22 protein-coding genes, 1 other RNA gene and 1 pseudogene are annotated in these 25,007 nt (G+C 40.3%); 8 read left to right on the top strand and 16 right to left on the bottom strand.

Annotation, left to right across the window (positions count from 1 at the left end; all coding sequences use genetic code 11):
- The first annotated feature begins 50 nt into the window (after window positions 1–50).
- On the top strand, window positions 51–695 hold the full coding sequence (locus FTV37_RS09045; RefSeq protein WP_180063578.1) for a regulatory protein RecX: 645 nt from the start codon (window positions 51–53) through the stop codon (window positions 693–695).
- Window positions 696–831: 136 nt separating this feature from the next.
- On the opposite strand, the gene ffs is transcribed toward FTV37_RS09045, so the two are convergent.
- An RNA gene (gene ffs, locus FTV37_RS09040) (signal recognition particle sRNA small type) lies at window positions 832–928 on the bottom strand.
- 291 nt (window positions 929–1,219) lie between these two features.
- Between ffs and FTV37_RS09035 the strand changes: the two are divergent.
- Window positions 1,220–2,081 (top strand): annotated as a pseudogene (locus FTV37_RS09035) (YbgF trimerization domain-containing protein).
- A 59-nt stretch (window positions 2,082–2,140) separates the two neighbouring features.
- Here FTV37_RS09035 and lpxA read toward each other — a convergent pair.
- The 12 genes from lpxA to rimO form a co-directional block, all read right to left on the bottom strand.
- Complete coding sequence (lpxA, locus tag FTV37_RS09030) at window positions 2,141–2,929, bottom strand: acyl-ACP--UDP-N-acetylglucosamine O-acyltransferase (protein WP_180063577.1); 789 nt, start codon at window positions 2,927–2,929, stop codon at window positions 2,141–2,143.
- Window positions 2,926–3,411, bottom strand: a complete 486-nt coding sequence (gene fabZ, locus FTV37_RS09025) for a 3-hydroxyacyl-ACP dehydratase FabZ (RefSeq protein ID WP_180063675.1) — start codon at window positions 3,409–3,411, stop codon at window positions 2,926–2,928. The genes lpxA and fabZ overlap by 4 nt, the downstream gene beginning before the upstream one ends.
- 5 nt (window positions 3,412–3,416) lie before the next feature.
- Entirely contained in the window at window positions 3,417–4,487 is a 1,071-nt protein-coding gene (lpxD, locus tag FTV37_RS09020) for a UDP-3-O-(3-hydroxymyristoyl)glucosamine N-acyltransferase (protein ID WP_180048912.1), read from the bottom strand.
- 3 nt (window positions 4,488–4,490) lie between these two features.
- Entirely contained in the window at window positions 4,491–4,991 is a 501-nt protein-coding gene (locus FTV37_RS09015) for an OmpH family outer membrane protein (protein ID WP_180048911.1), read from the bottom strand.
- Window positions 4,992–5,032: 41 nt separating this feature from the next.
- Window positions 5,033–7,576 carry an outer membrane protein assembly factor BamA gene (bamA, locus tag FTV37_RS09010; protein ID WP_180063576.1) on the bottom strand — a complete coding sequence of 848 codons (2,544 nt, stop codon included), beginning with the start codon at window positions 7,574–7,576 and terminating at the stop codon, window positions 5,033–5,035.
- A gap of 40 nt (window positions 7,577–7,616) precedes the next feature.
- Window positions 7,617–8,972: an RIP metalloprotease RseP gene (rseP, locus tag FTV37_RS09005; RefSeq protein ID WP_078193531.1), complete on the bottom strand. Its 1,356-nt coding sequence runs from the start codon at window positions 8,970–8,972 to the stop codon at window positions 7,617–7,619.
- 3 nt (window positions 8,973–8,975) lie between these two features.
- Complete coding sequence (ispC, locus tag FTV37_RS09000) at window positions 8,976–10,172, bottom strand: 1-deoxy-D-xylulose-5-phosphate reductoisomerase (RefSeq protein ID WP_180063575.1); 1,197 nt, start codon at window positions 10,170–10,172, stop codon at window positions 8,976–8,978.
- Window positions 10,173–10,997 carry a CDP-archaeol synthase gene (locus tag FTV37_RS08995; RefSeq protein ID WP_078193533.1) on the bottom strand — a complete coding sequence of 275 codons (825 nt, stop codon included), beginning with the start codon at window positions 10,995–10,997 and terminating at the stop codon, window positions 10,173–10,175. It abuts the gene before it with no gap.
- Window positions 10,998–11,753, bottom strand: a complete 756-nt coding sequence (uppS, locus tag FTV37_RS08990) for a polyprenyl diphosphate synthase (protein WP_078188723.1) — start codon at window positions 11,751–11,753, stop codon at window positions 10,998–11,000.
- 6 nt (window positions 11,754–11,759) lie between these two features.
- Entirely contained in the window at window positions 11,760–12,314 is a 555-nt protein-coding gene (frr, locus tag FTV37_RS08985) for a ribosome recycling factor (protein WP_111883758.1), read from the bottom strand.
- Between the two features lie 79 nt (window positions 12,315–12,393).
- The gene (gene pyrH, locus FTV37_RS08980) at window positions 12,394–13,122 is read right to left on the bottom strand and encodes a UMP kinase (RefSeq protein ID WP_078193535.1); all 729 of its coding nucleotides are present in this window, start codon (window positions 13,120–13,122) and stop codon (window positions 12,394–12,396) included.
- Window positions 13,123–13,167: 45 nt separating this feature from the next.
- Window positions 13,168–14,511 (bottom strand): 30S ribosomal protein S12 methylthiotransferase RimO, encoded by a 1,344-nt coding sequence (gene rimO, locus FTV37_RS08975; RefSeq protein ID WP_111883759.1) that lies wholly within the window; start codon window positions 14,509–14,511, stop codon window positions 13,168–13,170.
- A 352-nt stretch (window positions 14,512–14,863) separates the two neighbouring features.
- Here rimO and glnL point away from each other — a divergent pair, with 352 nt between their 5' ends.
- Together glnL and glnG are read left to right on the top strand one after the other, a co-directional pair.
- A complete protein-coding gene (gene glnL, locus FTV37_RS08970; RefSeq protein WP_180063574.1) occupies window positions 14,864–15,970 on the top strand; it encodes a nitrogen regulation protein NR(II) in 1,107 nt (368 codons plus the stop codon).
- Window positions 15,960–17,435 (top strand): nitrogen regulation protein NR(I), encoded by a 1,476-nt coding sequence (gene glnG, locus FTV37_RS08965; protein ID WP_180063573.1) that lies wholly within the window; start codon window positions 15,960–15,962, stop codon window positions 17,433–17,435. Before glnL ends, glnG begins: the two co-directional genes overlap by 11 nt.
- Before the next feature lie 70 nt (window positions 17,436–17,505).
- Here the strand turns inward: glnG and FTV37_RS08960 are convergent, their stop codons facing one another.
- The 3 genes from FTV37_RS08960 to mnmG form a co-directional block, all read right to left on the bottom strand.
- Window positions 17,506–17,832, bottom strand: a complete 327-nt coding sequence (locus FTV37_RS08960; protein WP_078193710.1) for a hypothetical protein — start codon at window positions 17,830–17,832, stop codon at window positions 17,506–17,508.
- Window positions 17,833–17,946: 114 nt separating this feature from the next.
- Window positions 17,947–19,152: a 3-(3-hydroxy-phenyl)propionate transporter MhpT gene (mhpT, locus tag FTV37_RS08955; RefSeq protein WP_180063572.1), complete on the bottom strand. Its 1,206-nt coding sequence runs from the start codon at window positions 19,150–19,152 to the stop codon at window positions 17,947–17,949.
- 344 nt (window positions 19,153–19,496) lie between these two features.
- Window positions 19,497–21,377 (bottom strand): tRNA uridine-5-carboxymethylaminomethyl(34) synthesis enzyme MnmG, encoded by a 1,881-nt coding sequence (gene mnmG, locus FTV37_RS08950; protein WP_180063571.1) that lies wholly within the window; start codon window positions 21,375–21,377, stop codon window positions 19,497–19,499.
- A 253-nt stretch (window positions 21,378–21,630) separates the two neighbouring features.
- Here mnmG and FTV37_RS08945 point away from each other — a divergent pair, with 253 nt between their 5' ends.
- From FTV37_RS08945 to prmA, 4 genes are all read left to right on the top strand, one after another.
- Window positions 21,631–21,981 (top strand): hypothetical protein, encoded by a 351-nt coding sequence (locus FTV37_RS08945; RefSeq protein WP_180063570.1) that lies wholly within the window; start codon window positions 21,631–21,633, stop codon window positions 21,979–21,981.
- Window positions 21,982–22,129: 148 nt separating this feature from the next.
- Window positions 22,130–23,008: a bile acid:sodium symporter family protein gene (locus tag FTV37_RS08940; protein ID WP_180063569.1), complete on the top strand. Its 879-nt coding sequence runs from the start codon at window positions 22,130–22,132 to the stop codon at window positions 23,006–23,008.
- A gap of 75 nt (window positions 23,009–23,083) precedes the next feature.
- The gene (locus FTV37_RS08935; protein ID WP_180003877.1) at window positions 23,084–23,971 is read left to right on the top strand and encodes a bile acid:sodium symporter family protein; all 888 of its coding nucleotides are present in this window, start codon (window positions 23,084–23,086) and stop codon (window positions 23,969–23,971) included.
- Window positions 23,972–24,097: 126 nt separating this feature from the next.
- Window positions 24,098–25,000, top strand: a complete 903-nt coding sequence (gene prmA / locus FTV37_RS08930; protein WP_180063568.1) for a 50S ribosomal protein L11 methyltransferase — start codon at window positions 24,098–24,100, stop codon at window positions 24,998–25,000.
- Window positions 25,001–25,007: the final 7 nt, after the last annotated feature.

Here is a 25,007-nt window from a genome sequence, read left to right as displayed (position 1 = left end):
CCCTACGGGGCGTTTTGTTTTGCACTCAAAATTTGTATTAAAATGACCCCATGACTAAAGACCATTTTCCACTCTTGCTCGACTACGAAGCACTAAAACAACAGTTCGCAGAAGCTGAAGAACCTACCTGCGCAAATCATACTGCACAAACTGACATTTCACATGACAATACTTCGGTGACCGATCACTCTGCGTTGCATTTTGATGCCAATGGTAAAGATGTTCATGCTGAAAAAAAACCAGGACTGCGCGGCTCTCGTTTACGCTCCTACGCCTTTGCAGTACTCACACGTAAAGAATACTCAAAAGCGGATTTAATTGAAAAATTAGCACTGTATGCGGATAGTCGTGAAGAAGTCATACACTTGGTGGAAGAACTCGCACGTGAGAACTATCAAAGCGATCAACGTGTAGCAGAAATGCTGTTGTCGAGTCAAAAGCGTAAAGGTAAAGGTCCCAACCGTATAAAGCTCGCTTTAAAAAATAAAAAAGTAGACAGTGAATTAATTCAGGATGAATTAAAAGAAACAGATTGGGTCGCCGAAGCCTACCAGCTCAAGATCAAAAAATTTGGCAAAGCTGTTGAACGTGATCCAAAACAAAAAGCCAAACAAATACGTTTTTTACAATATCGAGGATTCGATCTCGATACGATTTTTAAAGTGATTGCACGTAAAGAATTTGAAGACGAATAATAAAGATATAGATCTAAATGATGAATTAATAAAGATATAGATCTAAATGATGAATTAATAAAATTAAAATAAAGAAGAATCTAGGATTGAAAAAATGAGAGGACGTTTAATTTATTATTATTGAAAGTGGTGGCAACCCTACCAGCAAGACTTCGGCACATCATATTTCTACTACCGTTGCTACCTTCCGGTCCTGGCGGGGTTTGTAGAGTACAATTGCGAAGTAACCGGCAGGGCTACCATTGCAAGAACAGAGTATAGAGATTTTTAATAAACATGCAAGCCTAAAACCAAGAATTCCTGAGTAGAAAACACTGTTTGATTATTTATAAATCAATATGATGGTCGATGATGTAGAAAACGTGAAACATCATCACTATATTTTTACTTTAATACACAACAAGATTGTAAAAGCTTATTGCAATTCAGAACTTTGGCGTTTTTAATGTGCTTATCGTTTTATCTAAAGCAGTCTGTAATAAAACTATTCAATACGGACATGCTTGCAACTACATGGAATTTTTATGATGTTTAAACAGCATGTATTGTGTGCCCTTACATTGACTTGCTCAGGTACGCTATTTGCCAATATTCCAATTGAATCTCGCGGTTTGAGTGGCGCAGATAATGGCACTGTGTATACAGCAAATAATACAGCCATTCAAACAGGTGCTGGCTCTACACCTACGCCAACCAATTTAAATTGGCAGCTCATGCAGAAGAACCAACAGCTCGAAAATGAATTGCGTAGCTTACGCGGTAAAATGGAAGAGCAAGACAATATTATCGAACAATTAAAAAGTGAACTTACAAACCGCTATGCAGATTTAGATCAACGTTTAGAGCTACTCCAACAAAAAGTAGATCCGAGTGAAGACACAGAGGCTGCGGAGGATAACCAACAAGGTACTGCACCCAGTAGCAGCTAATATAGCCCCTACACCAGCTAAACAACCTACGACCCAAGCAACATTAAGCTCATCTGCAAAACAACCTGTAAATGCAGGTGGTGACTCACTTGAGCTTGAGAAAGCAGCTTATACCGTTGCTTTAGATGCATATAAACAAGGTGGTGCGAAAAAAGCCATTGCACCAATGAAAAACTTTATTAAGAATAATCCTAATAGCGTCTACATTAGCAATGCATATTTTTGGTTAGCTGAGTTCAACCTTGCTGTTGAACCGACCAACTACGCAGAAGCGAAAAAGAACTATAGTATCGTGGTAGATCAATACCCTGAGTCGACCCGCGCGCCTAGAGCGTTATATCAACTGTATAGCATTGCAAAAGACGTCGATCGAAATAGCAGTTTAGCAACGCAGCTCAAAACCAAGCTTACCAAAAAATATCCAAAATCTGAAGAAGCAGGCTTTGTTAAAAAATAGTCCTATTTTTAACGCAAAAAAAAGACACCTTATAAGGTGTCTTTTTTTATTCGCAGCATTTAGCGTACGATACCGCGCTTAGACTGCTCAAGTGAGTCAATCAACAATTGCGCTTCTGCCACTTCAGGCAAAATTTCAGTACGAATACGCTCAATCGCTTCATTCGTCGTTAAACCATCTTTATAGATCAATTTAAAGGATTCACGTAAACCTTGAATCACATTTTTAGACCAACCTTTACGACGCATGCCTTCAATGTTCATGGCAAAAGCATGGGCTGGATTACCAGATACCATGACATAAGCAGGTACATCTTTCAAAATAAGCGATGCACCACCGATCATACTGTATGAATCGATTTTACAGAATTGGTGAATACCAGAATTACCACCTACGATGACATAATCACCGATATGGACATGGCCTGCAACGCCGACGTTATTAGCAAAGATATTGTGATCACCTACCACACAGTCATGTGCAATATGTGTATTTACCATCAATAAATTATGACTTCCAACTTTAGTTAGACCCTGATCTTGAACAGTACCACGGTGTAAACTACAGTGTTCACGAATCGAGTTATGATCCCCGATTTCTAACCACGTTTCTTCACCAGCATATTTCAAGTCTTGGCAAACTTCACCAACACTGGCAAATTGAAAAATTTCGTTATGTTGACCAATACGGGTATAACCACCCACCACAACATGTGAATGCAGTTTAGTACCCGCTCCAATTGTGACATTAGGACCAATAATACAATATGGTCCAATTTGCACATCCGGAGCAATTACTGCTGATGAGTCAATAATGGCGGTAGGATGAATTAATTCGTTATTGCTCATGCTGTCTCTGTTTTCTGATGCGAAACCATAATTTCCGCGGTTGCTGCGACTACGCCATCTACAGTGGCAACACAATTATATTTGTAAATGCCACGCTTTTGCATCACTAATTCTGATTTTAATACAAGTTGATCGCCTGCAACGACTTGTTTTTTAAATCGGACCTTTTCTGCACCAGCAAATAAGAACAACGAACCCGCTGAAGGTTTCTCATTATTCATGATGAAACCTAAAATACCCGATACTTGCGCCAATGCTTCAACAATCAGCACGCCCGGCATAATTGGGTATCCTGGGAAATGACCTTGTAAGAATTCTTCGTTAATCGTTACATTTTTATAGCCTACAATCCCGTTGTCAGTCACTTCAACAACACGATCAACCAATAAAAACGGATAACGATGTGGCAAATATTCACGAATAGTCTGAATAGTCATTGGTAATTCAGGTTTTGTGAAAGCTGGGGTATTCGACTCTGTCATCATAATTATTTACGCAATTTAAATGTTGATTCAAGGGACTCAATTTGAGACTGCATATGATCAAGTCGTTTGACCAATTGGGTCAATGGCACATCTGCTAATTGTTTAAAACGGATTGCTGCCTTTTTCCAAGAACCACTTTCAAGCATTGGCGTGCCTGAAGAATAACTTCCAGCAACGGAAATACTTTTTGTGACCATTGACATACCGGTAATTGTCACATTATCTGCAATATTAATGTGACCTACGATACCAACAGCCCCTGCTAGCACACAATTTTTGCCAATAGTTGTACTACCAGCAATGCCACATTTCGCAGCCATTGCTGTATTTGCACCAACTTTGACGTTATGCGCGATTTGCACAAGGTTATCAATAATGACACCATCTTCCAAAATTGTGTCATCTAAAGCACCACGGTCGATACTACAATTTGAGCCAATACGCACATCATTCCCGATGCGTACAGAACCTAATTGAGCAATACGATGCCATTTCCCTTGATAAGGTGCAAAACCAAACCCTTCACCACCGATCACCGTATTTGCATGGATACGTACGCGATCACCTAACTTGGCTTCACCAGTAATTGTCACATGCGAATCGATAAAACAATCTTTACCAATTTCAACGCCATGATCAATCTTCACTTGTGATTCAATGCGCGTCCCTTCACCCACCACACTATTCGCACCAATTACCACATAATGCCCAATATAAGCAGTATCAGAAATGATTGCGGAAGGATGAATTTGGGCAGTACTTTCAATACCTGTTTCTACAGATTTCTTTTCAAAAACATGCGTCAGAATAGCGAAAGCCAGATACGGATTGGGTACAACAATGAAGTTTTGCTGTGAAGGGATTTGTGACTGCATGTCTGCAGTCACAATCAGCGCACCAGCCTGAGACTGTTGAGCTTCATTCAGATATTTATCTGCGCTTAAAAATGCAAGCTGATGCGGTTGAGCACTCTCTAGACTTGCCATTCCACTGAATTGCAAGTCTAGCTGACCAATACATTGACCTTGAACAAGTTGAGCAAGCTTTTCTAAACTGAATTTTTGAGAATTCATTGATTATTTAATTGCATTAACCTTTTGAATCATTTTATCAGTTAAATCAAACTTAGGGTCATACGCAAGTGCTGAATTTTTATTCAAAACAACATCTAACTTATTTTCTGTGCGCAATTGTTCTGCAACTTGCTTGATTCGAGTATCCATCGTGCGATTTAAGGACTGGATATTACCTTGAACCGAAGCTTGAACTTTTTGCTGTAAATCAGTCAGCTCTTTGAGTTTAGTTTGATACTGTTGACCCATTTGCTGCTTTTGCGCAGCAGTCAACTTATCACCACCTTGCTGAGCTTTTTGTTGCATTGCTTCCAGCTCTTTAGCAAGTGATTCAATTTTAGTGGTTTGTGGTTTCAATTGCTGTTGAATTTGAGCATTTTGTTGTTTTATATAAGTGCTTTGATCCACCACCTTTTCTAAATCAACCACACCGTAACCTGCTGCATGTACCACAGCAGAACATGACATACCCAATACCGCCAAACCAGCAAATAATTTATTCATCTTATCAACCTGTAATTTTGTTATTCCCAGAAGGGTCGTACTTAGAACGTACGACCAATCTCGAATTGGATTTCTTTTGTTTCATCGCCAGCTTTGTCATTTAGTGGGAATGCATAACTCAGTGAAATTGGACCAATCATCGTGATCCAAGTAAAACCTGCACCAACGCTATAACGCATGTTATTCATATCAAAACCGTAGTTATCTTTACAGTATTGACGGTCTTCACTAGATTTAGGAACGTCACATTGGGTGTCAAATACTTGTGCGCCTTCAGCAAACAATACTGGACGAACTTGACGCGCCCAATCGCCTTTAAATGGCACAGGTAAAGCCAATTCAGTACCAAATTGAATTAAAGCATTACCACCGACTTCTTCTGGATCGTAGTCAACCTGATTTTGCGCATCATAATACACACCAGGATATTTCGGCCCTAGAGTACTGTTGTCATAGCCACGTACCGAACCAAAACCACCTGCATAGAAATTTTTGTAGAACGGTAAATCATTACCATAGCCTAACTTACCGTAACCACGTAACACAAAGTCTTTACCGAGTGGGAAATAAGCTTGTGCGTCGTAAGTGATTTTTTGGTATTCAACATCACTGCCCGGTAATGCAATTTCGGCATTGACGCGGTGTGACATACCCGATGTAGGGAATACCGGGCGATTCAAGGTATTGTATGACCAACCCAAGTTAAGGTTATAAGTTAAGAAATCACCTTTAAACGCACTATCGTATGATTCTTCAGGTACTGCGCAAGTGTTGTGAGTAACAATTTTATTACCTTCACTATCTAGTACAAAATCTCCATTCGCATCAGTTTTGTATACAGGCACAGTTAATTGTGAGTTACCAGACGCATCAGTAGGACAGAATGATGTGGTATCCGTCGCCTTCCCACCATTTGCTAGTAAATAATCACGCACATAAGTAGAAACATATGGGCCTGTAGTTACTTCGGTATTATCAATATTCAAGCCCATACTGATACTTTGGTTTTCATCGATCGGATAACCAAAGTTGATACCACCACCAAAACTGTCAGTGACGTAGTTGTTAACGTTATAGTCGTCATCTAACTTGGTTTTACGGTAGTACATATTATAACCACGACGTACACCATCAATAGTGAAATACGGGTCAGTTACACTGAGGTTGTAGTAATCTTGAGTCTCAGAACGTGACAAATCGATAGAAACTGCATTACCTGTACCCAAGAAGTTGGTTTGACTCAAACCTGCTTGGAAAGTTACACCGCCACTTTGTGAGAAACCAACAGCCAAAGTACTTGTACCTGAATGCTGTTCTTCAACATTCACATTTAAATCAATTTGATCTGGCGTACCCGGAATACGTGCAGGTTTAACATCAACGGTTTTAAAGAAGCCTGTACGCTCTAAACGCACTTTAGACAAATCAATTTTTTCGTTACTTGCTAATGCGCCTTCCATTTGACGCATTTCACGACGTAGAACTTCATCAGCTGTTTTCGAGTTACCTGTAAAATTAATGCGGCGAACAGTGACTTGCTGACCCGGATTCACATAGTAATTTAAATCAACCAATTTGGTGTCTTTATTGATTTCAGGAACAATGTTCACTTCTGCAAAGTAGTAACCTGCGTTACCGTATTTACGAAGTAAAAGTTGTTTAACACCATTCACTTTTTCTTGTGAATATAAATCGCCATCTTTATAGAGTTTTAAAGCGTTTAAATCAGTTTGCGTATAAAGCGTATCACCTAAGAAATGAGTTTTACCAAACTTAAATTGTTCACCTTCATCCACCGAAACTTCGATAAAGACGTGTTTTTTATCTTCACTCAAATTCAGACTTGAATTGGTAATGTTAAAGTTGATGTAACCTTTGTTGAGATACATCGCACGTAAAGCTTCTAAACTCGCAGCCATCTTTTCACGTGCATAACGGTCATTACGAGAAATGATCGAGTTCCAACCACTTTCTTTTAATGCAAAAATTTGTTTAATTTCGCTTTCTTTAAAGACCGTATTACCAATGATATTGATATCAAATACTTTGGCAGATTGGCCTTCTTCAAACTCGATTAAGACATTAACACGGTTGTTTGGTTGAGCGGTTGTAATAACTTTAACATCAGCATCATAACGACCTTGCTGCATGTACTGTTGTTCTAATTCAGTCTCAACCGTTTGCAAAGATGATTTCTTTAAAACTTCACCTTCGGACAGACCCATTTTCTTTAAGCCTTCTTCCAAGGCTTCTTTAGGAATAAGTTTATTGCCTTTTAGCTCAACTTTAGAAATAACTGGGCGTTCAACCACTGTATATACAAGGGTATTACCGACTTGTGAAGACTTCACATCATCAAACAAACCCGATGCAAACATGCTACGAATTGAGTTTGAAATGATTTGATCATTGACACGATCACCAGCGGAGAATGGGATCATTCCGGCTACATTGTCAGGAGTTAAACGCACTAAGCCATCAACACGAATATCTTGTACTACAAAATCATCTGCTGCATATACTTGTTGTGCTACGGCCATAGCACTAACCAGTGCCAATGGCATAAATAAATGTTTGTGCTGCATGCCAGTCTTTTCCGCTGTTAATTTATTTCGTATAACGTTCTTATAAACGCATAATGTCATTGAATAGAGCCAGTAGCATCATGCTACCCAGCAATACCATACCAATTTTTAATCCAACCAATTGTATTTGTTCAGAAACAGGTTTACCACGAATTAATTCAATAAAATAGTAAATTAAATGACCGCCATCGAGCATAGGAATCGGTAGTAAATTTAAAATACCTAAACTCACACTCATCAGTGCCATAAATGAAATGAAGGTTTGCCACCCCATTTCGGCACTTTGTCCAGCCACTTTTGCAATGGTAATTGGACCAGATAAATTATCCAAACCCACCAAACCACGCACCATTTTTACAATAGAATTCAGGATCATACTAGAGATTTGACCTGTTTTTTCTACCGCTTTTCCCATCGCCTCTACAGGCGTGTATTGAATGGTTTGTTTGTATTCGGCTGGAATATTGACTTTACCCGGATCGCTTTGTACACCTAAAAGCCCTGTGACTTTACCCATTTGGTCACGCTTACCTTGCGGCATCACGCTTAAATGCACAATTTTATTTTGTCGTAAAACATCAATTTTAAGTAACTTTTCTGGAGAAGCTTGTACAACTTGTACAACATCAAACCAGTCTTTCATTTTTACGCCATCAATCGAAACAATTCGATCACCCACTTGCATCCCTTGGCGAATTGCTGCGCCATCTTCACTGAGTTTTGAAACCACTGCAGGAATTTCAGGACGATACGGTGTAAAACCAAGAACATCGAGTGGTGACTGAGTTTGATCGCGTAAGAAACTCTGAATCGGTAAACTGAAGTTTTGAATTTGCCCTGCTCGTTCAGCTTGAATTTGAATATTGCCAGTTTCACCTACACGATCAACCAAGGCATAATTCAAGCGCTCCCAAGTGGATACTTGAGTGCCATCTACGGCAGTAATTTTATCACCAGACTGCATTTGCGCAGCCGCTGCTGGTGTATTTGGTAAAATTTTACCTACGCGCGTATTCAGCTGTTCCTGTGCAGGTAAAAATAAAATCCAAAACAACACCACAGCAAAAGCCAAGTTGATGAGTGGCCCTGCCGCAACAATTGCAATACGCTTCCAAGGGTGTTGTCGGTTAAATGCTTTTGGTAAGTCTTCTGCTGCGACATCACCTTCTCGTTCATCCAACATTTTGACATAACCACCTAGTGGTAATGCAGACAGTTGATATTGAATACCCGACTTCTTTGACGTCCACTTAAGTAGTGTTGGGCCAAAACCAATCGAATACACCAAAACCTTTACGCCCAGTTTACGTGCAACGAAATAATGCCCAAATTCATGAATCGCTATCAGCGGTCCAAGTAGCAATATTGCTGCAATAATCATAAACAAGGCATTCATGTCTTAACTTCCTGAATTCAATACTGCTTTTTCAGCAACCATACGTGCCGATTTATCTGCATGCAAAATAACATCAATATTATTTGCAGCTGAGTTTTCAACTTGCCCCAACACATGTTCCACAATTTGAGGGATTTGAGTAAAGCCAATTTTCTCATGCAAAAATGCTGCCACGGCGATTTCATTGGCTGCATTTAAAATCGTAGGAGCTAAGCCCCCAGCCTTCATGGCTTGACGTGCTAATTTTAGTGCTGGGAATCGCTGTATATCAGGCTGTTCAAAGTTTAACTGTGAATGAACAAATAAATCTAATGGAGGCACATGTGTTTGAATACGCTTTGGCCACGCTAATGCATGAGCAATAGGCGTACACATATCAGGATTACCCATTTGCGCCAAAGTCGAACCATCTACATATTGAACCATTGAATGAATGATACTCTGTGGATGGACAACAACTGTTACAAATTGTTCTTCAACTGCAAAAAGATGACAGGCTTCGATCAATTCCAAGCCTTTATTCATCAGCGTTGCAGAATCAACAGAAATTTTTTGCCCCATCGACCAGTTTGGATGCTTACAGGCTTGAGCAGGCGTTACACTTTGTAATTGTTCTAAACTATGATGTAAAAATGGACCACCAGATGCGGTGAGTAAAATCTGTTTGACACCCAATTTTGGCTGACCATGACGCTCACCTTGTAGATAAGTTTCAGGCAAGCACTGGAAGATTGCATTATGTTCAGAATCGACCGGCAGTAACAAAGCATTATTTTCACGTGCGGTCTGAATCATGATGTCACCCGACATCACCAGCGCTTCTTTATTTGCAAGTAAGACACGTTTACCCGCTTTCGCAGCAGCCAATGTCGGTAGCAACCCTGCTGCACCCACAATAGCGGCCATGACCACATTAACTTGTGGATGTTCTGCTACTGCGATTAATCCGGCTTCATCATGCAAGATTTCAATATCAGTTAATTTTTCAGCTACGAGTAATTGGCGCAGTTCATCCACTTTATTGAATGGAACAACTGCGATTTTCGGTCGATATTGTTTGCATATTTCGACAAGTTCTACAATTCGGCTATGTGCAGTGACTGCAAAAACTGAATACTCTTCGGGGTGCTGTTGCAGAATCTTTAAAGTACTTTGACCAATGGATCCTGTTACACCCAATATACAAACAGATTGTGACATCTATAAATCTACGCCAATTAATTTTAAAACATACATACCTGCTGCAAAGATAGGTGCTGCAGCAAGCAACGAGTCAATACGATCCAGCACACCACCATGTCCGGGAAGAATACGACCAGAATCTTTGATCCCTGCACGACGCTTGATCATCGATTCAAATAAATCACCAAGTACTGAACTAAATACTGTTATTACTGAAAGTATTAAAAATAAAATATGTTCAGCGATGCTTAAATCAAGATAAATAATTTCAACAACAATAACAATTAGCATTGCAGTGAATAGACCGCCATATAAACCTTCGATCGATTTATTTGGGCTCACATCTGGTGCAAGTTTTTTCTTACCAAATTTACGTCCCACGAAGTATGCACCACTGTCTGCACCCCATACCAACAGGAACAGATACATGAGCCACCACGGTGAGTTCATCCACACAGAAAAAATAGCAGTTACCGCAGCAGGAACTAAGACTAAACCAATACCACTCAGACTCGGGTTATACCAGTTATCGTAATCAGGATAAGACTTCACCCAATAGACACTTAAGATCCAAGTAAAGATCGAAGCCGCCCAAAGCAGTAATGCAACATCTGTAAAATGCAATGCTAGTGCTGAAAGAATAGCAGTGACTAGACCATAGCCCCAAGCGAAAGGTTTAATCACATTTTGTGTATTCCGCGGCATGAGTTTGAACCACTCATAACCCGCGACAGCTGATGCAATAATCATCAGCACAAGCATTGGGTATTTAGACTCGGTTGCAAACATGCAACTCAGTACAACTGAAACCAGTACCAATGCGGTTATTATCCGCTCTAACATTTATTTATTCTCAAACTGCTCTTGTTGAATCTGCTCTGAGGTCTTACCAAAACGACGTTCACGACCACCAAATACTGCTAGTGCGTCGTCAAATTCTTCAATGGTAAATTCAGGCCATAATGTCTGGGTAAAATAAAGTTCTGCATACGCAGCTTGCCAAAGCAAGAAGTTCGAAAGACGGAAATCACCACCTGTACGAATTAACAAATCTACCGGAGGTAGATCACTTAAACTGACATATTGACCAAAGACTTCAGCATCCACTGCTTCAAGATCTATTTTGTTAGTTAAAACATCTGCTGCGATTTGTTTTGCAGCCTGTGCCATATCCCACATACCACCGTAACTAATTGCAATAGTTAAAGTCATGCTGTCGAAATTAGCAGTCCTTTGTTCGGCTTGCAACATTAAGTCACGTAAGTTAGGAGATAAACGAGAACGATCACCAATAAAACGTAGGGAAATGTTAAATTTTTCCATGCGTGGCAACTGCTCATGAATGGTTTCTTCGAGAAGAGCCATTAACAAATCAACCTCAAACTGAGGACGATTCCAATTTTCACTCGAAAAAGCAAAAACGGTCAGTGCTTGGATATTTCTTTTACGACAATGTTCAACGATGGGATCTAGGATGTCCTTTCCAGAACGATGCCCTTCACCTTTTTGCATTTGATTCTTTTTGGCAAAACGATTGTTGCCATCCATAATGATGGCAACATGTTTTGGAAGACGGGAAGTTTCTTCAGATGAGGTCATTAAAACTTAGACCTTCATCAATTCAGCTTCTTTTGCAGCCAGACGTTTTTCAACTTCAGCAACGAATTTGTCTGTGATTTTTTGAATGTCATCACCTGCACGACGCTCATCATCTTCAGAAATTTCTTTTTCTTTCAACAATGCTTTGATATCACCCAAAACATCACGACGGATGTTACGGATCGCAACTTTTGCATTTTCAGCTTCGTTACGTGCAATTTTCTGCATGTCTTTACGTGTTTCTTCTGTTAATGCAGCCATAGGAACACGGATGGCATCAGCAGTAATCGGGTTTAAGCCCAAGTCAGATTCACGGATTGCTTTATCAATTGCAGCAACCATTGAACGTTCAAAAGGCTGAACAAGTAAAGTACGAGAGTCTTCTACACCCACGTTCGCCACTTGGTTTAATGGCACATCAGAGCCATAGTAAGGAACCATAACACCATTTAAAATTGATGGGTGCGCGCGCCCTGTACGAACTTTAGCAAAACCATGCTCTAGAGAATCTAGAGATTTGTTCATACGGTCTTCTGCGTCTTTTTTAAGATCGTTAATCATGTGATCTTCCTTACTTAATTCGAAAAGATGTAAATTCTAAAATAGCTTGTAGTATAAAGAGCTTTAGGGCCCACGTACATTAGTTCGTAACGTGAGTACCCTCTTTTTCACCCATTACCACTGAAAGTAATGAACCTGATTTGTTCATATCAAATACTTGAAGTGGAACGTTGTGGTCACGGCATAAGCAGATCGCAGTTAAATCCATCACACCCAGTTTTTCATCTAAAACTTGGTCAAATGTTAATGCATCGTATTTCACTGCATCTTCATATTTACTTGGATCTTTGTTGTATACGCCATCAACCTTCGTCGCTTTAAGGATAAGATTGGCTTCAATCTCGATACCGCGTAAGCATGCCGCTGTATCTGTCGTAAAGAATGGGTTACCCGTACCTGCGACAAATACACACACTTCGCCACGAGTTAAATGACGAATAGCATCACGGCTAGAGTATGATTCAACTACTGCACCAATGGGTAAAGCTGACATTAGACGAGTTTTGATATTACGTCGTACCAAAGCATCACGAAGTGCCAAACCGTTCATCACAGTGGCCAACATACCCATTTGGTCACCTGTTACACGGCCAACCAAACCATCTTTTTGTAATTGGCTACCACGGTAAAGGTTACCACCACCGACAACGATACCCACTTGAACACCCAAACCAACAAGGTGCGCAATTGCGAGTGACATTTGATCGAGCACTTGTGCATCGATACCCATCTCTTTATTGCCCGCTAAAGCTTCACCTGAAAGCTTAAGCAGGATGCGACCAAAACGTGGTTTTTTAGAATCAAGCATCATCAACTCCGAATTATTTAATTTCAATTATTTTTAATGAATCGTTTAAGCAGACTTAACCGAGATCAGTTTTGCAAATAAGTCATATTCATCTGCATCTGTGATTTCTACTTCAAGTAAATCACCTGCTTTAATCACTGACTTATCGATATCTTCAACAAAAACATTACCATCAATTTCAGGTGCATCTGCATAAGAACGCGCAACAGCAACTGGGAACTCTTCTTCAAGATCATCCACAAGTACTGTCATTTTCTGACCGATACGGCTTTGCAATTTCGCAGCAGAGATTTCTTGCTGAACTTGCATGAAACGTTCATAACGCTCTTGTTTGATTTCTTCAGGCACATGATCTGGCAAATCATTTGCAGTCGCGCCTTCAACTGGTGAGTAAGTAAAACAACCCACACGATCAAGCTGCGCTTCTTTTAACCAATCAAGCAACATTTGGAAGTCTTCTTCAGTTTCACCCGGGAAGCCCACAACAAATGTAGAACGAATCACAAGATCAGGACATTTCTCACGCCAAACTTTTAAACGCTCTAGTGTATTTTCACTGTGCGCAGGACGTTTCATGAGTTTTAAAATCTTAGGACTTGCATGTTGGAATGGAATATCCAAATACGGCAGGATTTTGCCTTGTGCCATTAAGTCAATCACAGCATCCACATGTGGATATGGATATACATAGTGCAGACGCACCCAGATACCCAATTGACCCAATGCTTCACACATGTCATAGAATTTGGTTTTAACGGGCTGACCGTTCCAGAAGTCCAATTTGTATTTGGTGTCTACGCCATAAGCCGATGTATCTTGAGAAATCACAAGGACTTCTTTTACGCCTGCTTTTTTCAGCGCTTGAGCTTCAGTCAATACTGAACCTACTGGACGAGAAACCAAATCACCACGCATGCTCGGAATAATGCAGAATGTGCAACGATGGTTACAACCTTCTGAAATCTTCAAATAAGCATAATGTTTTGGTGTTAATCGAATACCTTGTTCAGGTACTAGATCAATAAACGGATTGTGTTTCGGTGGCTCAGGCACGTATTCGTGCACAGCTTCCATCACTTCTTGATATGCCGCAGCACCTGTCACTTTTAAGACATTTGGGTGCATTTGGCGAATTTTGTCTTCGTCTTTACCTAAACAACCAGTCACAATTACGCGACCGTTTGAACTCATCGCTTCGCCAATGGCATCTAGCGACTCTTGTACTGCAGATTCAATAAAACCACAGGTATTTACAACTACTAAATCGGCACCATCATAATCTGATGCTACATCATAACCTTCAGTCTTTAACTGAGTTAAAATTCGTTCGGAATCTACCAATGCCTTAGGACAACCTAAAGAAACAAAACCGACTTTGGGGGATTTCATGAATCTGCGCTCCACTATAATCCGCGTATTGTATGTCTTTTCAAAACATAAAAACAGGTGAAAAGGCCACTCTTTATATCACGCACCAAAATAATGCTATAAATTCATCCATATAATTTCATTTGCACCATTTTAATGCATTTTTGATTTACAGCCTGTTTTTAATCGGCTATACACTTTATTTAAAGTCTTAAATAAGCGCATTTATTCAAATAAGCATCAAAACTTAGCGTATTTCTCAAATAGTTGGCTTATATCTTGCATAACTTGCATCAATTCGAACCTTATTAGATTGAACGATTTGCTTTATGAAGATGCCATTGCGCCATTTTAAGACAGGAACCTCTCGCTAATGGATCAGACTATGACGATTGATTACCGGCTTTTAGTGGATAATTTAACCACTGCCATTTTATTGGTCGATAGCAACCTAAATATTTTTTATTTAAATTCATCTTGTGAAGCGCTTTTTGACATCAGCTTACTTCGTGCATCAGGTCAGCCTGTATTAAATTTACTCCATATGCCTGATGATGAATTCAATACGCATGATGCATTAATGAATACATTAACTTCTGGCCAGCACTATACGCGCCGAGAAGCAACGATTAATGTCAACTTTAAAGACATTCATGTTGATTACACCGTGTCACAGCTCAACTCTGGCAAACCCTACCACCCGTTGCTATTGATTGAACTCAATCAAATCGACCGGATGTTGAAAATCTCTAAAGAAGAAAACCTAATTCAACAGCATCAAGTCGCACGACAACTGATTCGTGGTGTTGCCCATGAAATTAAAAATCCACTCGGTGGTATCCGTGGGGCGACACAACTTTTAGCGCGTAGCTTAAATGATCCGAAGTACAGTGAATTCACCGACATTATTATTAGTGAAGTGGATCGATTACGTAATCTTGCTGACACTATGCTGGGTTCAAGACAACTACCAAGTTACGAACCAGTCAATGTGCACGAACCACTTGAACGTGTCCGTGCACTGATCGTCAACCAAACCAAAAAGAAAATTAAAATCACCCGTGATTACGACCTTTCTTTACCTGATGTTTTAGCAGATCGTGATCAATTGATTCAGGTCATGCTGAATATCAGTGTCAATGCTGTTCAGGCGATGACTGAAAATAAAGAGTTCTTTGTTGAGCATCAACCAGAACTCACCTTGCGCACACGTATTCAACGGCTAGTCACCATCAACGGTGTATTAAAACGTTCTGCGGTACGCATTGACATCGAGGACAATGGACCGGGTGTCCCACAAGAAATATTAGAATCCGTATTTTACCCATTAGTGACAGGACGAGCGAAAGGTACAGGCCTCGGCCTAAGCATTGCACAAAATATTATGCATCAACATAACGGAATGATTGAATGCCAATCAGTTCCTGGAAAAACAGTATTTAGCCTATATTTACCTTGGGAGTCAGATCATGTCGCGTAATAAGATTTGGGTCATCGATGATGATCGCGCCATGCGTTGGGTGCTGGAAAAAACATTCAAAGAAGAAGGTTTTGATGTTACCAGTTTTGAAGAAGCACAATCCGCTTTAGATCAGTTAAGTGTCGATGCGCCAGATGTTATTTTGACAGACATCCGTATGCCGGGTATTGATGGACTGACCTTTTTAGGTAAAGTCAAATGCAACTACCCTGACTTACCTGTAATTATCATGACCGCACATTCAGATTTAGAATCTGCTGTGTCGAGCTATCAAACGGGTGCTTTTGAATATCTACCAAAACCTTTTGATATTGATGAAGCTTTAGCACTTGTAAACCGTGCAATTTTGCATATTGCCAAATTACAACAACAAGAATCTGCTAAAACTGTTCAACCGATTCAATCTACTGAGATTATTGGTGAATCACCTGCTATGCAGGAAGTCTTCCGTGCCATTGGTCGTCTTTCTCAATCACACATTACCGTATTAATTAATGGTGAATCAGGCACGGGTAAAGAATTGGTTGCGCATGCATTGCATAAGCATTCACCACGTGGCAACAAGCCTTTTATTGCCCTCAACATGGCGGCAATTCCAAAAGATTTGATCGAAACTGAATTATTTGGTCATGAAAAAGGCGCGTTCACCGGTGCCAACACACAGCGCCAAGGTCGTTTCGAACAAGCCAATGGCGGTACACTTTTCCTTGATGAAATTGGTGACATGCCATTTGAAACCCAAACACGTTTACTGCGTGTTTTAGCGGATGGCGAATTCTACCGCGTTGGTGGTCACATCCCAGTCAAGGTGGATGTCCGTATCGTTGCGGCAACGCACCAAGACTTAGAAAAGTTAGTACATGAAGGTCGCTTCCGTGAAGACTTGTACCACCGTCTAAACGTGATTCGTATTCATATTCCAAAACTTGCACATCGTAGTGAAGATATTCCGATGCTTGCACAACACTTCCTAGCAAGTGCAGGCAAAGAACTTGGGGTAAGCCCAAAAATTCTGCGTCCAGAAACGCAAGAATACATGCAAAAACTACCGTGGCAAGGTAATGTGCGTCAGCTTGAAAATACCTGTCGCTGGCTCACCGTGATGATTACAGGACGTGAAGTTTATCCTGAAGATCTACCATCCGAATTAAAACAGATTCCAATTCAAGGCACAGATGGCAATCCTGCTGCTCAAGGGATTGATCGTATTGGTGTGCATCATTGGGATGAATTACTTGGTCAATGGGCCGTACAAAAACTGAAAAATGGTGAGATGAAAATTCTAGACATTGCCACACCAATGTTTGAACGCACCCTCATCAATGCTGCACTACAGCAAACACGTGGGCGTAAGCGCCATGCAGCAGAACTTTTAGGTTGGGGTCGCAATACCTTAACCCGTAAACTCAAAGAACTCGGTATGGACAGTGCCGAAGATGATGTCGAAGAAGAATTAGAAAGTTAATTTTCTGATTTACATTAAAAAAGCCAGTCACTTGACTGGCTTTTTTATTTTGAGATTTTTTAGCAATATTTTATGCCGTAAAGCCGACATAGCGTGAATAACCTTCCACACCTAAATCAGACTTATAAATCAGAAACTCAGGGAAGCTCGAGGCGGTAATTTCAGTAAACATATGATACTGATCATCATTGGCATGCAAGTCATCGACTGTATGCTGCATGGTTTGCTCAAATTCATCTGTAATAAACTCAAAACCAATATCCATTGCAATAAACAGCACATGCTCACAAGGCTGCACATACTGCTCTTCTGACCAATCAATCACTTGCTGCTGACAATGTGGACACTGAATGTTATCCGAAGGAGAAATATCAAGTTCGATCAATTGATAAGACATAGAAGTAAATTTATTCATGAATATTAGATTCATTCTAACAAAACTTAGTTTCAGCTAAAGGTATTTATTCAATAAAAAAGGAGCCGTAGCTCCTTTAAATATGACTGATTTCGATTATTTCTTAAGGGATGACTTATAGGCCGACAATGCAGCCACTGCGATAGCCGACAAAGCAATACCCGGCGCACTTGCAATTAAAATACCTGTCGTTCCTAGACCTAGCGCCAAAATCTTACCTGTGAGTAATGGACCCGTCATTGCACCCAAACGACCCCATGAAATCGCACTCCCCACACCTGTTACTTTCCCAGCTGGTGTATAGAAAATTGGAGAGATCCCGTACAAAATCGATTGACCGCCTGTAGAGAAAATTCCGCCCATGATGCCTGCTGCGATAAGTACAGGAATGGAATTTGTTGTAAACAGCACAAACAATGCCACAAACAAACCTGAATAGATAATCACTGCCATTTGCCATAATTTTAGCCGATCAAGCAAGTAGCCTAAACCCAGCGTACCAATCACTGCGCCCACTTGGAACATCAACATGATCATGAAAGCTTGTTGCTTTTCCAACCCTTGTTCCATAAGCAAGTTAGGCAACCAACTGATCAGAATATAGTTCACCATTAAGGTAAAGAAGAAGCTTAACCATAGCGGCAATGTATATTTATAACGCTGTTCAGCAAAAAGGATTTGCCCCATCGCTGGAACCGCTTCTTTGCTTTCTGCCTGAACTTTTTCAGTACGCTTATCTTTTAAGATAAGCGCCATGAATGGAATCAGGATTAAAGGCGTTAAACCACCAATTAAAAACAATGTATGCCAAGAGATATCTTTAAAAATAATACCCAAGCCAGCAACAAAGATTGCACCTACAGGTAAGCCGCAGTACATCAAACTATTTAAGCGCCCACGGTTAGCATCCGTCGCTTCATCACCCACCACCGAGATCATCGTTGGCATCGCAGCGCCCAAACCTAAACCTGTAAAGAATCGTGCGATATATAAAATTTCAATGCTTGGTGCAACTGCCGTAATCGACATAAATACACCGAAGATAAAAATCGACAGCATCAGGACTTTCTTCTGTCCCAAATAGTCAGCGACACGCCCCCCAAAGAACGCGCCAAATAACATACCAAACACACCTAAGCTAAATACATAGCCCATTTGCACTTGATCTAAGGAAAATGTCGCTGCGATTCCTTTTGCTGCGATACCGGGCGTTTGCAGGTCAAAACCTTCAAAAAATGCTACCCAGAAACACAAAAATACCGTTAGAAATTTTTGCATTTTTCCCGATTGTTGATTTGCCATAATCGAACTCCATTCATGTAGCGTAAACCCACTTGTACGCCATGCCCTGAAGTTTCAGCTTTATTGGGTAGAATAAATACCACTACAAAGGTCGGAATTCACACGACCAAAAGCCCACCATTAAGACCTAAAACTTTGTATATCAATAGTTTTTAGATCTTATTTTTTGTATTTATAATTCATTATCAATCACTTAAGTTTATGAAAGATTTTAATAATCAAACCATAGCTAAAACTAATGATGATCAAAATATTCATTTAATCCGATCAAATACCTACAGCCAATAATTTATTGGCAATAAAAAAACCCGCAACTGAGCGGGTTTTTTATTTAACTCAAAATCTTATGCAGATTTTTTCGCTTGGTTATTCTTACGAATCGTAATCATCACCAATTGAACAGCTGCAGGTGTTACACCTGGAATACGACTTGCTTGTGCCAATGTTTCAGGCAATACATTCTTCAGCTTCATGGTAATTTCACGTGAAAGACCAGAAACGACATCGTAATCAAAATCAGCTGGAATACGTGTATCTTCCAAACGCTTCATTTGCGCAACGTCTTCTTGCTGACGGTTAATATAACCCGCATATTTCACTGCAATTTCAATTTGCTCACCCACAAATGCTGAAACTTCTGAACCTGTCAATTCAGCAATTTGTGAGAAGTTGATATTTGGACGTTTGAGCAAATCGATCGCATTGGTTTCCTTAGACAGGTCATCACCCGTCATTTCAACGAATTTTTTGCCTAGTGGATTGTTTGGCGCTACCCAAAGGTGTTGTAAACGTCCTTTTTCAGTTTCAACTGCTTCCATTTTTTGGCAGAACGAATCCCAACGCGCATCATCTACCAGCCCCATTTCACGACCAATGGCAGTTAAACGCTGATCCGCATTGTCTTCACGAAGCATCAAACGGTATTCCGCACGTGACGTGAACATACGGTACGGTTCTTTAGTACCGAGAGTAATCAAGTCATCAACCAACACGCCCATGTACGCTTCATCACGTTTTGGTGTCCATTGCTCTTGATCCCATGCACGACGTGCTGCGTTTAAGCCTGCAAGCAAACCTTGCGCTCCCGCTTCTTCATAACCTGTTGTACCGTTAATTTGACCTGCAAAATACAGGTTATTAATCGATTTGGTTTCTAAAGAGAATTTCAATGATTGTGGGTTGAAATAGTCGTACTCAATTGCATAACCCGGACGCAAAATGTGCGCATTTTCCATACCACGAATCGAGCGAACCAATTCAAACTGAACATCGAATGGTAATGAAGTTGAAATACCATTTGGATAAAGCTCATGTGTATCTAGACCTTCAGGTTCCAAGAATACTTGATGCGAATCTTTATCGGCAAATTTATGAATTTTATCTTCAATCGATGGGCAGTAACGTGGACCCACACCTTCAATCACACCAGTATACATTGGTGAACGGTCTAAGCCGCCACGAATGATATCGTGAGTTTTCTCGTTGGTATGTGTGATATAGCAATTGATTTGCTCAGGATGCATCGACGCATCACCCATGAATGACATAGTCGGAGATGGGAAATCACCCGGCTGTGGCGTCATCACAGAGAAATCAACTGATCGTGCATCGATACGTGGTGGTGTACCAGTTTTTAAACGACCTACAGGTAAGTTCAATTCACGAAGGCGCGCAGCCAATGAAATTGAAGGAGGATCGCCCGCACGACCGCCTGAAGCATTATTTAGACCTACGTGGATCACACCACCTAGGAATGTACCTGTAGTCAATACAACAGTTTTCGCATCAAAGCGAATACCCATTTGGGTGACTACACCTTTAACGGTATCGCCTTCAACAATAAGGTCATCAGCTGCTTGTTGGAAAATATCCAAGTTCGCTTGATTTTCTAAGGTTTCACGAATCGCAGCTTTATAACGAATACGGTCAGCCTGTGCGCGAGTCGCACGAACAGCCGCACCTTTACGTGAGTTTAAAATACGGAATTGAATACCACCTTTGTCAGCAGCCAATGCCATTGCACCGCCAAGCGCATCAATTTCGCGTACTAAATGTGATTTACCAATACCACCGATGGCTGGATTACAGCTCATCTGCCCTAAAGTCTCAATATTATGAGTTAAGAGTAAAGTCTGTCGACCCATACGTGCCGCAGCAAGAGCTGCCTCAGTACCCGCGTGACCGCCGCCGATAACAATGACATCGTAAACTTTAGGATAATGCATAGTGGTAAAGGAGATTAAAAAAGGATGACGGAAGATTATAGCAAAAATTCACCGATAAGTTGACTGATTAACTCGATTTTATTGTTATTGACTACTGTTTTATGCCTATATATTTCTTTATGAACATACATACTTTGCATATTCCATATAAAAATATACATTTCTCAAGCAAATGTTACTCGAAGATTGTTGTTTTATTCTGATGATTTTTTATTCTGTTATAGATCCCATGAGAATCATAAGGACTATAAGCATGAATAAGAATATTTTGCTATCCACGGTTTTATGCGGTTTATGTTTATCACCACTTGCTGCCTCAGCCAATGATAAAGTTGAGAAAGTGTATGATGCACAGCGATATCAACAAGTCTGTAAAGGTAAAAGCCAAGGCGCTCAAGTATCATTTGCCTATCGCGGTATTATCTGGAATGGTACCTGCGAACCACAATTTTTTAGCTCTTCCAAAAATGCAAATCTGCATGGCGAAGAAGCAGAATTATTAAGCATATGTAGTGCAGATGCAAAAGCCACTACTGCAACGATTAATGGACAAGAAATTAAAGGAAAATGTGCTTTAGGGTTCACTCCCCCTCGTCCTAAATAAACAGTTGTCAATGAAAATATCGACCAATTAACAGATCAAAAATAAAGCGGGTAAAACATCAGTTTTTACTCGCTTTTATTTATTGCTTATTTATTAAACTGAGATAAACTCAAAAAATACTATAAGGATAAAAATATCAGGAAATTCCATGGATTCGGGATTATTTGCATTTTTTCTGCCCATTGCTTTAGCCATCATGATGATGGGTTTGGGGCTTGAACTATCAGTCAAAGACTTTTTACGCGTTGGACGCTATCCAAAAGTTATTTTCATCGCTTTATTTACTCAGCTTATTCTACTGACCAGTATTGCGTTTTTCCTGTGTAAGTTGCTTGAGTTACCCCCATTACTTGCGGTGGGGCTCATGTTGCTTGCGGCTTCACCCGGTGGCCCCACAGCAAACCTTTTTAGCTACCTATTTAAAGGTGATATTGCTTTAAACATTAGCTTAACAGCCATCAACTCAGTTGTTTCGTGCTTTACATTGCCCTTTATCGTCAACCTATCCATTTTGCATTTTGTTGGTGAAAGCACTAGCATTGGTATGCCTATCGATAAGATAACCCATGTATTTCTGATTATTTTGATACCGGTATGTTTCGGTATGTTTATTCGTAACTCCTTTCCGACCATTGCGTATCACATCAACAAGCCGATGCGAATGTTGTCTATTTTCTTATTAATTCTTATCTTTACACTCGCAGTTTTGCGTGAACAATCCAACATTATTACGTATTTTGCCAGCGTCGGAATTGCGACCTGTTTACTCTGTTTCAGTGGCTTATTTTTGGGTTACCTAATTCCGTTCCTCGCAGGTGTACCGGAAAAGCAGGCACGTGCGTGTACCTTTGAGATTGGCATTCATAACACCAGTATCGCCCTAACCATCGCACTGAGTGTGCTTGAAAACACCACAGTGGCGATACCTGCCGGTGTTTATTCTATTTTTATGTATTTATTGGCGACCTTATTTGGTTTTATTTTGACGCGCCGTGGCAGTCACTTGATTCAACAAGTGAAAACCTAAACTATTTTTTCTAACGCAATCACCATAAGGACTTTGGTGAAAAACCATTAAATATGCTCAAGGAGAATAAATACGATGGATTCTGGAATTATTACGGTTCTTTTGCCATTAGCACTGGCCTTTATTATGATCGGGCTTGGGCTAGAACTTACCCCCAAAGATTTCGCACGTGTCACCAAACATCCTAAAGCCGTGTTGATCGCATTATTTTGCCAGCTCGTGTTGCTTGTCGGTATCGCCTTTCTACTATGTAAACTGCTAGCATTACCACCACTGCTTGCTGTCGGCTTGATGCTACTCGCAGCCTCACCTGGTGGTAGTACAGCGAACTTATTTAGCTATCTATTTAAAGGTGACTTGGCTTTAAATATTACCCTGACCGCCATCAACTCTGTCATTGCAGCATTAACCCTTCCATTGATCGTGAATTTTTCGATCATGCACTTCATGCAAGAAGGGCAACAAATCAGTCTACAGTTTGGAAAAATCCTCCAAGTTTTCGGCATCATTATCATCCCAGTCTGTATAGGTATGCTGCTTCGTCACTATGCACCTAAACTGACTGAGAAACTGCATAAACCACTCCGCATCTTTGCTGTGGTCTTTCTCATCTTAATTATTATCGGTGCTATTTACTCTGAACGACATAATATTGCGGCTTATCTAACCCAAGTTGGCTTAGCTACGGTTCTATTCTGTATTTTCAGCTTATGTATCGGTTATTTTGTTCCGAGACTATTCGGCATCAATAGTGCTCAGGCACGTGCTTGTGCATTTGAAATCGGGATTCATAACAGCACGTTGGCCATGACCATCGCCTTAACGGTGATGGCCAGCTCTGCAGTTGCAATGCCTGCGGCAGTATATTCAATCTTTATGTACATCTTTGCCGCTGTATTTGGCTTCCTAATTACACGTTTTGCACCAATCTCGACAACGACAACCGAAACAATTAAAAGTTAAGGCACTGAAAAGTTAAAAGGATGCTACGTGCATCCTTTTATTTTTTGTCAATTTTGATAATCGCTAGCTGCAAGTTGCCGAGTTCCGTTACAATAGCTTTTTATAAAACTCATTTAGGTTATGTCCGTGAAGTGGTTACAAATTCATATTACTGTTGAAAAAGCTCAAGTTGATTACACTGAAACGCTGCTCAGTTCTTTAGGTGCAGTCAGTGTCACGCTAGATGATGCAGAAAATCAGGATTTACTTGAACCACTTCCAGGTGAAACACCACTTTGGAATAAAGTGATCGTTACTGGTATCTATGCACAAGAAGATGATGAAGAAATTGATGTTGCTGCATTAGAAACATTTATTAAAGCTCAACTTCCTGATGCTCCAATGCGTAGCGAATTCATCGAAGACCAAGAATGGGAACGCACATGGATGGATGCTTACGAGCCTATTCAAATTGGTGAAAAATACTGGATCGTACCAGAATGGATGGAAGCGCCAGAAGCAGACGCCGTAAACATCAAACTAGACCCAGGTCTGGCATTTGGTACTGGCAACCATGCATCAACATTCTTATGCCTACAATGGTTAGGTAAAGTTGATCTAAAGGATAAAATCGTAATCGACTACGGTTGTGGTTCTGGTATTTTAGGTGTTGCCGCTTTACTTTTGGGTGCAAAAAAAGTTTATGCCACTGATATTGACCCACAAGCCGTTTTAGCAACACAACAAAATGCCGAATTGAATGGTGTGCTCAAAAATTTGTATGTTGGCCTACCTGAAGAGTTCAACCAAGAGCTTGCTGGACAAAAAGCCGATGTGTTTGTTGCCAATATTCTTGCAGGCCCTCTAATGGCTTTGGCTGCAGAATTCTCAACTTTAATTAAATCTGAGGGAGAGTTCGCACTTGCAGGTGTAATTGAAGAGCAAGTTTCTGATGTTTCTAGTGTTTATTCTGAATTTTTTGATATATTAGACGTAGAAAAACGTGACGAAACATGGTGCCGAATTTCGGGTAAACGCCAACAGTATTAAAATTTAA

Source organism: Acinetobacter sp. YH16042 (assembly GCF_013417245.1).
GTDB lineage: Bacteria > Pseudomonadota > Gammaproteobacteria > Pseudomonadales > Moraxellaceae > Acinetobacter > Acinetobacter amyesii.
Note: the sequence above shows the minus strand (reverse complement) of the source record. Positions and strands in the feature narration are given on the sequence as shown.

What these genes read in the sequence shown, in the direction of transcription:
- FTV37_RS09045 (WP_180063578.1), top strand. Translation starts at nt 51, where the DNA reads ATGACTAAAGACCATTTTCCACTCTTGCTCGACTACGAAGCACTAAAA.
- lpxA (WP_180063577.1), bottom strand. Translation starts at nt 2,929, where the DNA reads ATGAGCAATAACGAATTAATTCATCCTACCGCCATTATTGACTCATCA.
- fabZ (WP_180063675.1), bottom strand. Translation starts at nt 3,411, where the DNA reads ATGACAGAGTCGAATACCCCAGCTTTCACAAAACCTGAATTACCAATG.
- lpxD (WP_180048912.1), bottom strand. Translation starts at nt 4,487, where the DNA reads ATGAATTCTCAAAAATTCAGTTTAGAAAAGCTTGCTCAACTTGTTCAA.
- FTV37_RS09015 (WP_180048911.1), bottom strand. Translation starts at nt 4,991, where the DNA reads ATGAATAAATTATTTGCTGGTTTGGCGGTATTGGGTATGTCATGTTCT.
- bamA (WP_180063576.1), bottom strand. Translation starts at nt 7,576, where the DNA reads ATGCAGCACAAACATTTATTTATGCCATTGGCACTGGTTAGTGCTATG.
- rseP (WP_078193531.1), bottom strand. Translation starts at nt 8,972, where the DNA reads ATGAATGCCTTGTTTATGATTATTGCAGCAATATTGCTACTTGGACCG.
- ispC (WP_180063575.1), bottom strand. Translation starts at nt 10,172, where the DNA reads ATGTCACAATCTGTTTGTATATTGGGTGTAACAGGATCCATTGGTCAA.
- FTV37_RS08995 (WP_078193533.1), bottom strand. Translation starts at nt 10,997, where the DNA reads ATGTTAGAGCGGATAATAACCGCATTGGTACTGGTTTCAGTTGTACTG.
- uppS (WP_078188723.1), bottom strand. Translation starts at nt 11,753, where the DNA reads ATGACCTCATCTGAAGAAACTTCCCGTCTTCCAAAACATGTTGCCATC.
- frr (WP_111883758.1), bottom strand. Translation starts at nt 12,314, where the DNA reads ATGATTAACGATCTTAAAAAAGACGCAGAAGACCGTATGAACAAATCT.
- pyrH (WP_078193535.1), bottom strand. Translation starts at nt 13,122, where the DNA reads ATGCTTGATTCTAAAAAACCACGTTTTGGTCGCATCCTGCTTAAGCTT.
- rimO (WP_111883759.1), bottom strand. Translation starts at nt 14,511, where the DNA reads ATGAAATCCCCCAAAGTCGGTTTTGTTTCTTTAGGTTGTCCTAAGGCA.
- glnL (WP_180063574.1), top strand. Translation starts at nt 14,864, where the DNA reads ATGGATCAGACTATGACGATTGATTACCGGCTTTTAGTGGATAATTTA.
- glnG (WP_180063573.1), top strand. Translation starts at nt 15,960, where the DNA reads ATGTCGCGTAATAAGATTTGGGTCATCGATGATGATCGCGCCATGCGT.
- FTV37_RS08960 (WP_078193710.1), bottom strand. Translation starts at nt 17,832, where the DNA reads ATGTCTTATCAATTGATCGAACTTGATATTTCTCCTTCGGATAACATT.
- mhpT (WP_180063572.1), bottom strand. Translation starts at nt 19,152, where the DNA reads ATGGCAAATCAACAATCGGGAAAAATGCAAAAATTTCTAACGGTATTT.
- mnmG (WP_180063571.1), bottom strand. Translation starts at nt 21,377, where the DNA reads ATGCATTATCCTAAAGTTTACGATGTCATTGTTATCGGCGGCGGTCAC.
- FTV37_RS08945 (WP_180063570.1), top strand. Translation starts at nt 21,631, where the DNA reads ATGAATAAGAATATTTTGCTATCCACGGTTTTATGCGGTTTATGTTTA.
- FTV37_RS08940 (WP_180063569.1), top strand. Translation starts at nt 22,130, where the DNA reads ATGGATTCGGGATTATTTGCATTTTTTCTGCCCATTGCTTTAGCCATC.
- FTV37_RS08935 (WP_180003877.1), top strand. Translation starts at nt 23,084, where the DNA reads ATGGATTCTGGAATTATTACGGTTCTTTTGCCATTAGCACTGGCCTTT.